The 13,030-nt window shown below is 62.7% G+C and carries 4 protein-coding genes; 3 read left to right on the forward strand and 1 reads right to left on the reverse strand.

Annotated elements, in window-relative coordinates; genetic code table 11:
• Nucleotides 1-42: 42 nt before the first annotated feature.
• Nucleotides 43-1,281: a TRAP transporter substrate-binding protein gene (locus tag ACXAC3_RS20335; RefSeq protein WP_475164252.1), complete on the reverse strand. Its 1,239-nt coding sequence runs from the start codon at nt 1,279-1,281 to the stop codon at nt 43-45.
• Between the two features lie 108 nt (nt 1,282-1,389).
• Between ACXAC3_RS20335 and ACXAC3_RS20340 the strand changes: the two genes are divergently transcribed.
• The 3 genes from ACXAC3_RS20340 to ACXAC3_RS20350 all read left to right on the forward strand — a co-directional run bounded on the left by ACXAC3_RS20340 (nt 1,390) and on the right by ACXAC3_RS20350 (nt 13,020).
• Nucleotides 1,390-2,985, forward strand: a complete 1,596-nt coding sequence (locus tag ACXAC3_RS20340) for a GMC family oxidoreductase (RefSeq protein ID WP_475164253.1) — start codon at nt 1,390-1,392, stop codon at nt 2,983-2,985.
• Nucleotides 2,986-3,190: 205 nt separating this feature from the next.
• Nucleotides 3,191-4,429 (forward strand): S41 family peptidase, encoded by a 1,239-nt coding sequence (locus ACXAC3_RS20345; protein WP_475164255.1) that lies wholly within the window; start codon nt 3,191-3,193, stop codon nt 4,427-4,429.
• A gap of 350 nt (nt 4,430-4,779) precedes the next feature.
• On the forward strand, nt 4,780-13,020 hold the full coding sequence (locus ACXAC3_RS20350; RefSeq protein ID WP_475164258.1) for a SpvB/TcaC N-terminal domain-containing protein: 8,241 nt from the start codon (nt 4,780-4,782) through the stop codon (nt 13,018-13,020).
• Nucleotides 13,021-13,030: the final 10 nt, after the last annotated feature.

Consider the following 13,030-nt stretch of genomic DNA (forward strand, 5'->3'; position numbering starts at 1 on the left):
TCTTGGTGAACCGGCCCACGCGGGGCCGGTTCGTTTTGTTTATCAGGCCTGACCCATCCACCAGCGGCGCGGCTCGACGTTTTCCGGCAGGGTATCTGCCGGAATTTCCCGCGCAATATCATAGATTTCCTGATACGTGTCGATGCCGCCAGCCCATTTGTTAAGCCGCTCGCGCCACTGTGCCCAGGGCTCGGGGTTGAAGTTCGGGGCGCACATCTCTTCGGCCAGCTTGATCTGATCGTCCGCCAGGAAGGCCGGTCGCACACCGTTTTCGGCAAAGATCGTGCCCGGCAGTTGCGGATTCGAGAAACCGACCGTGTTCAGCAGCGCCGCTTCGTTGGCACCCTGAATCAGGGCCTGCGTGAAGTAGGACGACTCCATGACTGCATCCTGCAACTCGCCACCAAGGCTGTCGAAGACCTTGGCCGACATTGAGGTATGTTCGGTGCCACAGAAGAATTTCAGGTTCACCGATTGCGACACCACCGGCGACATGTTGGCATAAGCCACGGCAGACGCCCAGGTTTCGGCACCGTCAATCAGACCGGTTTTAAGCGCGTCCAGCGTTTCTTCCCACGCGACCGGAACCGGGTTCAGGTTCAGCAACTGCATGGCGATACGACCAAGCTGCGTGCCCGTCACGCGGTTTTTGGTGCCGAAAAGCTCTTCCAGTTTGGTCACTGTGGGTTTGTCGGCAAAGGTCGACCCCATTTGCAGACCGCGCAGTTCGCAATGCGTAAACAGGAATTTTAGACCGTGCCGCTTTTCCAACGGCTCTCGCAGAATCCGCTGGCTTGCGGGGCTGTAGAAGAAGTGATACTGCGCCGCGCGGCTGGGGAACATGTAGGCGTAGTCCAGCACGTTCAGATAGGGCGCGCCCCCGGCCGAGTTCTGGGTCGAGGCGGCATAGATATCGACGATTCCCTGCTGAGTCTTCTCAACACAGCTCAGCTGACCGCAGATCTGGTTGTCGCCGATGAACTCGATGCGAATCTCACCGTCTGTCCGTTCTTCCAGGTCGCGGGCGAATTCGATGGCCCCTGCCCGTTCGATCAGCAGGTTGCGTGTATTGAACCCCGATGCGCCGAATTTCAGAGTATGCTTCGGTTCTTTCGAGAATCTCTTTTCATACGTTGATTCAGCGGCTTGCGCCAGATTTGCCAGGCTCATCGCACCGCCAAATCCACCCGCCGCCAGCAGAGTTGAACTCATGCCATAGCGTCCGGCGACGCGGAAAAAATCCCGCCGCGAAATCCCGCTTAGTTTTCGACCGATCTCCATTGCTTTCCTCCCAGTTCGCTATTATTGAGACGTTTTGTATCAAAAAAAGCTAGTATAGTTCGAGCAATTTGCATAGGTTTTTTTTACAAATCGCGGAAGGAGACCGTCATGGAGGTAGATTATGCAGTCGTCGGGGCCGGTTCATCGGGCTGTGTCATTGCTAATCGACTGAGCGCGGACCCCAACACTTCGGTGGCCTTGCTTGAGGCCGGCGGCCGCGACACCAACCCATGGATTCACATCCCCGTCGGGTATTTCAAAACCATGCATAACCCGTCAGTCGACTGGTGCTATCGCACCGAACCCGACCCGGGTTTGAACGGGCGTTCGATCGACTGGCCGCGCGGCAAGGTTCTGGGCGGGTCCTCTTCCCTGAACGGCCTTCTGTACGTGCGCGGCCAGAAAGAAGACTATGACCGCTGGCGGCAGATGGGCAATGTCGGCTGGGGCTGGGACGATGTGCTGCCCCTGTTCAAACGCAGCGAAGATCAGGAACGCGGCGAAGACGATTTTCACGGTATCGGCGGCCCGCTTTCCGTTTCCAACATGCGCATTCAACGACCAATCTGCGACGCGTGGGTCGCAGCGGCACAGGCGGCAGGCTATCCGTTCAACCCCGATTACAACGGGGCCAATCAGGAAGGTGTGGGTTACTTTCAGCTGACCACACGAAACGGCCGCCGATGCAGTGCGGCGGTTGCCTATCTCAAGCCGATCCGCAACCGGCAGAACCTGAATATCATTACGCACGCGCTGGTGACCCGGATTGAGCTGGACGGCAAACAGGCCACAGGGGTCGTCTATCGCGACCGCTCGGGCGAGCAGAAGACGATCCGCGTCCGGCGCGAGATCATCCTGTCGGGCGGCGCAATAAACTCGCCGCAGATTCTGATGTTGTCGGGAATCGGCGACCCCGATCACCTGAAAGACAACGGCATCGAACCGCGCCATGCCCTGCCCGGCGTAGGGAAAGGGTTGCAGGACCATCTGCAGGCCCGTCTTGTCTTCAAATGCAACGAACCAACGCTGAATGACGAAGTGCGCAGCCTGTTCAATCAGGCAAGGATCGCCCTGAAATACGCGCTGTTCCGCGCCGGTCCGATGACGATGGCAGCCAGCCTTGCGACCGGTTTTCTCAAGACCCGCCCCGAAATGGAAACCCCGGATATTCAGTTCCACGTCCAGCCCTGGTCGGCCGACAGCCCCGGCGAAGGCGTGCACCCGTTTTCGGCGTTCACAATGTCCGTGTGCCAACTCCGCCCGGAAAGCCGCGGCGATCTGCGCCTGAACGGGCCAGACCCGTCCCAATATGTCAGGATTTTCCCCAACTACCTGTCGACCGAGACAGATTGCCGGACCATCGTCGACGGCGTGAACATCGCGCGGGATATCGCGCGGCATAATCCGCTTGCCTCCAAGATTTCCGAGGAGTTCCGGCCTAATGCCGAACTGTCCAGCTCTGATTACGAGGGCACGCTGGACTGGGCGCGATCAAACTCCGTTTCGATCTACCACCCCACCGGAACATGTGCGATGGGCACGTCCGATGCCGCTGTTGTCGATCCCGGCCTGAAAGTGATCGGCATCAATGGCCTGCGGGTTGCCGATTGCTCGATCATGCCCGAGATCGTCAGCGGGAACACCAATGCACCCGCGATCATGATCGGGGAAAAGGCGAGCGATCTGGTTCTGGCAAAACCCTGATTACAGGTGACCGCGTTCGCCACTCCGGTAATCCGCTGGCTTGACGGCCCTCGTCCGGCAGGCTTGTCTTCGCCCGACGGCGTCAGGATGCGTCGAATCGATCATCACCAACAAGGGCAACACAATGGGGTTCCGGCTGTTGAGAAAGTGCGCCGCAGGCGTCGCTGTCCTTGTTTTGATTTTCGCCGTGACCTGGGTGATTTTCATGCCCACAAAAGCCATGCGCGGTGTCTGGGCAGCCCCGGCATACGGGCAGGTCCTTCGCATATCGGGACTGCGCGCCGAGCTTTACCGGGTGACATCTGTCAGCTGCTTTCGCGAGCTTACATTCCCCGCCCATCTTGGTCTGGTTCAGCTATTGGCCGGGGCGACCCTGAAGCGGGAAGGAGGAACTCTGACCCTTCGCGTGGATGGCGCGCTGGAACCCATCAATCATGACCGCGCCGAATTTCCACGCCTGTGCGAAAATCCCGACCATTCAGACGGCGGGGCACGGCACACGTTCGATGTTTTCTGGACAGCGATGGCCGAACATTATCCGTTTTTCGACCTGCACGGGGTCAATTGGCCTGATCGGCGTTCGCTGGCACCCAAGGCGGATGACATCAGTGATGCCGAACTGGCGGCGACACTTGTCGCGGCCATGCAGGGCCTGGATGACGGCCATGTGCAACTGACCATGGGGGCAGAAGGGTTTCATTCGCCCGAACGTTCCCCCGGATGGTGGCAGGAAAACCCCGGCCTCAACCGCCACGCGCTGTGGGACGTGGCCGCGGATACGATTGGGGTGGACTTGACGAATGTCGAAGGCACCCCGTTCTGGTACGGGCTTCGCGCGGACGGCATCGGCTATATTCAGATCAGAGAGATGGAAGTGCAGACGCGCCCGGGACGGATGCTTGGCGATGTCGCGTCTGAGGCAATGGCGTTGATTGCCGAACAGATTGAAACTGCCGGGTCAGTTATCGTGGACGTGCGGTACAATCCCGGGGGATCAGACAGCGTCGCAATGGCTATTGCCGGGCATTTCGCCGCCTCGCCCACCGCCGCGTTTCACAAAGCCGTCTGGACACCGCAGGGGCTTACAGAGCCGTTCGATTATGTTCTGACGCCTGCGCCAGATCGCCGTTTAAAGCAGCCGGTCGTTCTTTTGACCAGCGAGCTGACCGGAAGCGGGGCTGAGATATTCACCCTCGCGATGCGCAGCCTGCCACAGGTCACGACCATGGGTAGCCGCACATCCGGCGGCTTGTCCGACATTCTGGAATTTACCTTGCCGAACGGATGGACGCTTGGCCTGTCTTTTCAGGAATACCGTTCAGTGGACGGCGACCAGTTTGAAGGCACGGGCATCCCGCCGGATAAGTGGATCGCGACGGATGGCGCCAACCTGCTGTCCGGGCAGGACAGGGTTCTGGCCGCCGCAATCGGGTTGTTTGAATAAGTTTCACCTTTTGGCGGGTGAACTCCGCCTCCGGATCCCACGTTCGAATTTCCATTCGGAGGATGGGCAGGAACAACCTTACGGACCCAAGACAACCCGGAACCTTGGAGCGACTGTCTTCACAATGCTCGTTTCCCAATCGGTTCACACGATGGGGCAATCTGGCATGCCCGGATCGCTGGGCTGGATCATGCAGGAACGCGCATTGACCATCCAAACCCGTCCGAATTTTCGCAACAAAACAGCACGCTTCCGCCGATCCCAGATAAGAACTTTACTCAACGTCAATTCAGGCGCACACTTGTCAAGCGAGTCTCTCAGCCAGCCCCTACCCCTGGGAGTTTTTCAAAGTGTCGCAGGTCCAGGAAGCCTCACCGCTGAGTGCTGCGGTGGATTACACGATTGCCGCTGACAGGTTTTCCGGGGCGGCGTCGGTCAGCGTGACACTGGATCTTCCGTCCTCCAGAAACGGTTTTGGGCCTGCTCTGTCCCTGATTTACGGGTCGGCGCGGCGGCAGGGTATTTTTGGACGCGGCTGGTCACTGGGCGGCTTGCCGGTCATCGGCGTTGATACTTCAGAAGGGTTGCCAACCTATGATGGGCGGGATGGGTTTGCATCCTCGGTCGCAGGATCACTGGTGCGCGAGCGGGACGGCGCGGGCAATCCGGTGCGCCGAACCGACGGCGGGTTCGTGGTCGAGCGGTTCCGGGCGCGTAATGACAGCGTTCGGATGCGCTTTGAAAAATGGACTGAGACAGCCACACGCGATGTGCACTGGCGCTCACGCGATACCGGCAATGTCCTGACGATTTATGGCCGGTCCGGTGCCACCCGAGTGGCCGACCCGGATACGCCCGGACGGGTCTATCAGTGGTTGCCTGAAATCACCGCCAATGGTCGCGGCGACGCGCTGGCCTATGAATATGCCGCCGAGGACACCCGCAATCGGGATAACAGCCGCGTCTACGAGGCTGGCCGACCCACGGGCGCGCAACGTCACCCCAAAAGCCTGCGCTGGGGCAATGCGGTCCCGGTTGCCGATGCCGCTGCGACGGACCCGAATGCAATCGACTGGGCCTTTACCGCCGTGTTCGACTTTGGCGACCATGATCCTGTTGCGCCCGGGGTTGCACCTGACGGTGCCTGGCCGGCCCGACCCGACCCGTTTTCCAACGGGGCAGCCGGATTCGAATTGCGCACCTGGCGATTGTGCCGCCGGCTGCTTGTATTCCACCGGTTTGATGCGCTGGGACCAGACCCGGTCCTGACCCGCGCGATAGGGCTGAACTATGATGAACGCACCGATGGCACCCGGCTGCTCTCGGTCACCAAGACCGGGTACCGGGGCACAGGTCCCGCGCGCGAGGAGCGGTCCGTTCCGCCGCTGACATTCACCTATACCCAACCTGATCTGGCCGAAGTATTCACCCCAGTTACGGCAGAACTCCAGGCCACCGCCCCCGAGGGCGTCGCCCCGGCCGGGGCACGTCTGGTGGATCTCTATGGCGAGGGTCTGCCGGGCATTCTGCACGAGGACCGCACTGGCTGGAATTTTCAGCGCAATCTGGGCGGCGGTCGCTTTGCCGCGCCGCGCAGCCTCCAGACCCGTCCGGCCCACAGCCTTGCTGCGGTTTCGATTGGTGATTTTGACGGCGATGGGTCGATGGATGCGGTTGTCATGTCGGGTCAGGGTGCCGGGCATTACCGCTTTGATGCCGAGACGGACAGTTGGAGCGCCTTTCACCCGTTCGAGGCAATGCCAGCCGAGGCCGCGCTTGGCGGCGGCGAGCGGCTGGACCTGACCGGCGACGGGCGCTCGGATCTGGTGCGCCGGACTGATAACGGCCTCAGGATATACGAATCCCGCGGCGCACAGGGCTTCGCGCCCCGGTCGAAAGACGTGCATCTGGCCGCCAGTTCGGCCCGGGGGCCCGGCGGTGCGCCGCCTTTGCAGACGGACACGGAAACGGACTTCCTGTTTGCCGACATGACGGGCGATGGCTTGTCCGATCACGTGATGGTTCGGGACGGATCCGTCGTCTATTGGCCCGGGCTTGGGCACGGCCGGTTCGGGGCACCGGTCACGATGGAGAATGCGCCACGGACGTCGACGCAGGGGCGTTTCGCAATCGACAGGATTCTGTTTGCGGATCTGACCGGAAGCGGAACCGCCGATCTGATCCATATCGGCGCGGGCGAAATCAGCATCTTTTACAATAAATCCGGAAACCGGTTTTCCCAGCCCCGTGTCCTGAGCGGCCTGCCCATGATCGACACCACCGGGGTTCTCGACATCCGGGATGTACAGGGCGACGGGCGTTTGTCCCTGGTGTGGGCTGAAAAACGGGCGGGCCGCATTGCCAGTTATCAATCCCTTGCTTTGTCAGGACCCGTTCCGCCGGGCCTGATGCAAACGATTGAGAACGGCATGGGCCGGCGTGAGAGCGTGACTTATGGCAACTCGGCTGCGCATTATCTGCGCGATCAGGGCTCTGCCCGTCGCTGGACCACCGCCTTGCCCCGGCATGTGGTTACGGTCGACAGTATCGCGCGGGAAGATCTGATCACCGGCCTTACGGTCGACACGCGGCTGGAATACCGCAACGGTGCGTTCGACGGGCGGCAACGCGTGTTCGCAGGTTTTGGCGAAGTTGATGCGATTGACGCCGAATACCTTGAGGACGCATCAACCGGGATGGTTGCGACCGCCCCGCTTTTGACCCGTACGTTTTTTGATCACGGGACAGGTCAGGATGTCCAAGGCCGGTTCTGGCAGGGCGACAGCGAAGCGATTTCGTTGGATGTTCATACGCTTGACGCCAGTGGCATCGCGATGCCGCTGGATTCGGACAGCGCCCTTGATGCAAGAACCGCGCTGCGCGGACGCGAGGTTCGGACCGAACTGTTCGCGATGACGGAAACCGGGCCGGAACCGGCTCCGATCGTTGTGGAACAGAAGGGGTATGTTGTCCGGATCGAACAGGCGGCGGGGCCTGCGGGCAGCGACGGCATTCGGCATCCTTTGGACAGGGTGGCGTTTTCCGTGATCGACCGCGAATCCACCCGGTCGCTCTACGAGGGCGTCGCGGTCGATCCGCGCGTTTCTCATGACATAGTTTTGGACAGCGATGCGCACGGTGCCATGCAACTGGCCGCGCAGATATCCTATCCACGCCGTCCGGGCCACGCGCGCGAGGACCCCGGGCAGGATCGTCTGGGCTGCCTGATCAAGCGGGTTGAAATGGCCCACGACACGGATACCGATCTATGGGCTTTGAATCGGCCGGTGTCGCAAGAGGAATTTGCCATAACCGGGCTTTCGGCCCCGGGTCGCGGTTGGTTCCTGTTTGACGAGATTGCGCCCATCGTAAACGGCGCGCTTGTGTCACCGCTGAACCACGACGCCGCGCCAGTGCCCGGACGGGCCATCCGCACCAGCCGGTCCCGCTGGATATATGTGGGCGCAAACGGCGTTGATCCCGCGCCATTGGGTGATGCCGCGCAGCCTGCGCGTTTGCACCATACGGAAACCGCCTGTTTTACGGATGCCTTCGCTTCGAACCAATTCGGAGCCGGGATCAGCGTCCGGCTGCCGGGCTTGGGGTACAGCTTTGATGACGGCTATTGGTGGAACGCGTCCGAAGTCCAGCTTTATCATGCCGCCGACCGGTTTTTCCTGCCTGCGGGACACCGGCTGTCGGACGGACGCACAGTCGATATCGCCTATGATGTTTCCGCCTTCTATCCCACTCGTGTTACGGACGCATTTGGCGCAATTGCTACAACGGAAATAGATTATGTTTCCCTTGCGCCCCGGCGCACCGAAAGCCCGACAGGCGCGTGGACGGAGACCGCCTATGATCCTTTGGGCCTTCCCGTGCGAGCCAGCCATGGCGGAACCGTGCTGGACGCGGGTGGCATCGATCAACCGTGGGGGTTCGACCCTCTGGCACCGGGGGCGGCCCCAACCTTTGCCGCGACAATAGCGGACCCGGACGCCGCACTGGCGGCGCAGAGCCAGATCGTCGCCCATGACATCGACGCGTTCCAGCGCGATGGCAGCCCGCCCGCTGTCGTGAGCGTTTTGGCTTCCGATCTTGCGCATGATGGCACCGGCGGCAACCAGACCGGAGGGCACGCTGCGGTCGAAGTGACCTATTTCGACGGGTTCGGCCAGAGCGCCCTGTCCAAGATCCGCGCCGAAGCCGGAGACGCGTTCTTCCGCGACGGAACAGGGGCGTTGTCCATGGGCCCGGATGGCGCACCGGCGACGCGACCTGCCGCGACGCGCTGGCGAAGCTCTGGCTGGTCACGGCGAAATGCCAAGGGCGAGCCTATCGAAAGCTTTGAACCCTATTTTGGCGAAGGCCCGGACTACGAAGATGATGACGCCCTGCGCACCCATGGCCGCGCCACGCACCGCTTTTACGATGCGGCGGGGCGTCTGGCGCAGACCCTGCTGCCCGGCGGTACGGTCGAACGGGTGGATCACGGCGCATGGGTCGAACGTTTTTTCGACGCCAACGATACGGTTGCGACCTCGGCCTGGCGTCTTTCGCGGGGAATCCTGCCCATTGGCGATCCGGACCGGCATGCGCTGGACGTCACCCTGCCCCATGCGGACACACCTGTTGAACGCATCTTCGACAGCGAAGGACGGCAGGTCCGGGTCCGCGAGGCGGACGGGCTGGGTGGGGTGCATGAAACCCGGTCAATCCTGCTGGAAACCGGTGAAAGCGCGCGTGACATTGATGCCCGGGGCATCGAGTTGGCCCGGCATGTCTATGACATGGCAGGCCGGAAAGTCGTCGAATGGTCCGCCGATGCCGGTGAGACGCGCGTGCTGTTCGATGCCCGCGACAACCCGGTGGAAACCATAACACCGGGGAACATCACGCGAACCACCGAATATGACGCGCTGGACCGCCCGCTTTTCGTTACCGTCGATACCGGTACGGGTGTGCGCCGGATCGAAGGGATCGACTATGCGGACGATCCCGCCGATGTGGATGCCATCAGGCGCAACCTTTACGGGTTGGCGGTCGAGACGCGTGACGAGGGCGGTCGGCACCGCATTCTTGATGCCCTACCCACTGGTCAGGTCAACCGAACCGCATGGGAACTGGTGTCCGACCCGGTCGCGGATGTGGACTGGACCGGCGGGGTGGCGCTGGATGGTGAAGTCTTCGAGATTTCCGCGCGCCACGACGCACAGGGCCGGCAGGTGCAGTTGCGCAACGCCGACGGGTCGGTGGTGCGCACGGCCTATTCCGAAGGCGGCGCGATTGCCCGGCTCAGCGTTGAAACAGCAGACGGGCAGATCAGCGAGACTCAGGTTCTGAGCGACGTCCGACATTCCATTTATGGCGAGCGCGAGCGGGTCGAATACGGCAATGGCGTCACTGTCGCGCGGGAATTCGACGGTGGAACGCGGCTGGTCCGGCGCATCCACGCAACCCGATCCGCCGCCGGGGGCCGGCCACCCGTGCTTCAGGATCTTCGCCTGACCTACGATCCGGTCGGCAATGTCACCGGCAGCGCCGATCTGGCGCACACCACCGGCACAAGGGCTGTGTTCTCGGCCACGGCCGGCGCGGATGCGGCGCGCAGCTATACTTACGATGCGCAATACCGCCTGACCCGGGCCGAAGGGCGCGCGCATGGCGCCCTGACGGCAAACCCGGGGCCAAGACCCGTATTGCCGCTGTCGGACGGAACCGGCACCGAACGCTTTGTGCAGACCTATTCCTACGACGCGGCCGGAAATCTGACGCGCCTGCGCCATGTCGGGACGATCGCCAATTTCACCACCGATTTCTGGATCGACCCCGCCAGCAACCGGTCCCGTGCAACAACGCGCCCCGATGGTACGCCCGTCAGCCCCGCTGCTGCCGCTGCCGAGTTCGGTGCGGGCGGGGAACTTCTGGTGGTCGATCATCTGCAAAGCCTCAGCTGGCGGCACGATCAGCGCTTGCGACGCGCCGTCATCATTGACCGCAGCGCCCAGTCGCAACCCGATGATGACGAGATATACCTGTATGACGGTGGCGGCACACGCCTGCGCAAGATCACCCGCAGGATGCTGGGTGACGGCAGTGTTGAGCGGATCGAGGTGACCTATCTGGGCGGGGCAGAGCGTCGCAGGATTTATCGCGGCAACACTCTGATCCTGGAACGGCTGGTCACCCGCCTGTCAGATGGAATATCCGAGTTTGCCGAACTGCATCGCTGGACCATTGATTCAACTGCCCGCGAAACCGCTGACCCCAACGCCGTCCGGCTGCGCTATACGTTGAGCGATCATTTAGGGTCAGCAACCCTTCGGCTGGATGAGGCCGCGCGGGTCGTCAGCTATGAAGAATTCATGCCCTATGGGCAAACCGCTTTTGCCGCAGCCGACAGCGCCCGCGAAACCGCGTTGAAGGCCTATGGCTTCATTCAGCGCGAACAGGACGGGACCACTGGGTTCCACCATATCGGACAGCGCTATTATGCAAGCTGGCTCTGTCGATGGATCTCGCCCGATCCCGGAGGCGCGATTGATGGCCTCAACCTGTATATCTACGCGCGCGCCAACCCGGTTTCGCATTTTGACCGATCGGGGCTGCAGACAACGCGCACCCGTCGCGGGCGGCGCATCGCGGCTCCGGCGCGGCCCGATCCCCCGGTCGTGACCGCAGCGCTTGGACGACAATCCGCGGCGGTTCAGCTGAAATACGCGATGGGGCAGATCACCTGGTATATAGACAGCGAAGGAGCGGTTCATTTCGGAACCCGTGCCGATCTGGAAAGAATTGTCTCGCGCGATCAGGCCAACGGGGCCGATATCCTTGTGCTGGGTGCGGCCGGTCGCAGGGGCGAAGGCGACAGCGGCGAAGGGGGTCAGGCGGGCGGTGGCGGCCCGGGCGGCGGCGATCCCGAGGCACCGACCGGCGATCCGGCAAGCGACACACCGGATGCGCCGCCCGACCCCGGCGGCGGAACCGGAAGTGCACAGGCCGACGGCACCGGAACCGATACGGATACCGACACGCCCCCATCGGACACCGGCGGGCAGGACGGAGGCTCTGACACCGGAACCAGCCCTGATGGAACCGGTGAGAACGAGCTTGGTGCCGAGGATGGCGATCCCGACGGCACCGGAACGGTGCAGGGCTCGGACCAGCAGGGCCCCGGCGGTGGCGGCGATTCCGAAGACCCCAACGCCTTGGGCCGCGGCGACACAGGCGCGGGCCGCGGTGGTGGAACCGGTGATCCGCAAAGCCACGGCACCGGCCACGAAGACAGCCCCGCACATCGCGAAGGCGGCACCGGTCGTGGCACCGGAACCGAACCGGGTGGAACCGAGGGCGGTACTGCGACCGAGGGCGGCGGCACCAATCCCGACGCGACCGGAACAAACCCCGATGCGACCGGCACCGCACCCGGTGGCGCCGAAGGCGGGACCGGAACTGAACCGGGCGGCGGCCCCGGAGGCGGACCGGGCGGTGGTGAGGGCGGTGGTCCCGGTGGCGGCAGCGAAGGCAGCGCCTCGGGTGACCCCGACGGAACAACCGCGCCAGCCGGCGAGGAAGGCAACGGATCCGGTGGCAACGGTGGCGACCGCAGCGCCCCGCCCGGCGACGCGCCGCCCGAAAACTCGGGTGGGCAGAACGGCAACCGCGGCTCGGGTAATCCGGGCGGCAACCGGCCGCCGGATCAGGAAGGTCCGGGCAGCGGCGATGGCCCCGGCGGTCAGGAGCCCGCAACGGTGATGGACCACGTCGTGCGGGCCGCCGGTTGGTGGCACCTTGAATTCGGATCGGACGAACCCGGCGAGTCCGGCGGCATCCCGGGCGGAATGGGCAGCCTGAATCTGGGGTCCTGGGGTCAGGCGGCATTTCTGGCGCTGACCGTCGTCGACATCGTGTTGACGGTGGCATCCTTCGGCAGTCTGGCAGCGCTCAAGGTCAGTCTGAAACTGGCGCTCAAGGCGGGCATGCGGGCGCTGGCATCAGCAGGCCGCCGGGCCATGGCTGCGCTCAGCCTCAAGAATCTGCGCCAATTGGCGATGCGCACGGGTTTACGTTCCGGCATCAACTGGAACCCCTTCCGCAGCCGGATGCTGCGCGAGTTCTTTCCACAGGTGGCCAGCCGGCTTTCGCCGGGCGCATATCGCATCGACATCATTCCGCGACTCTGGTCGATGGTCAAAAGCAAGGTCGTGAACTGGCGCGCATTCTCCAGCCCCACGGGCAGCCGTATCTGGACTTCGGCAGAAACCGTTGCCCATTCCCACGTGGACGACCTTGTCCGGCATCTGGACAACATGCCCGGAAACGGGGTGATCAATGTTCTGACAGGCCGGCACGGCACGCCGGCAGGGTTCGATCTGGCGCAGCGCGAGATGAAATTCTTTGTGGATGACCTCGTCAATCTGCCGTCCAGCGCACGCATTGATATTCACGACGTCACGCGCCTGACCGACAGCCAGCTGACGGCAATACTGGAACATTCTGACGACGTTGTACTTGCTTGGTGCCATTCGGAAAGCACGCGCCGCGTTTTGCGGGCGCTGGGGCTGAATTTCCGGGGCGGCGCACCGTTTTAAAACTCTGCCG

It is taken from the genome of Ruegeria sp. ABV4_181 (genome assembly GCF_056158465.1).

Bases quoted from the DNA above. Each gene is read 5' to 3' on its own strand.
- ACXAC3_RS20335 (WP_475164252.1), bottom strand. From the start codon at position 1,281: ATGGAGATCGGTCGAAAACTAAGCGGGATTTCGCGGCGGGATTTTTTC.
- ACXAC3_RS20345 (WP_475164255.1), top strand. From the start codon at position 3,191: ATGCCCACAAAAGCCATGCGCGGTGTCTGGGCAGCCCCGGCATACGGG.
- ACXAC3_RS20340 (WP_475164253.1), top strand. From the start codon at position 1,390: ATGGAGGTAGATTATGCAGTCGTCGGGGCCGGTTCATCGGGCTGTGTC.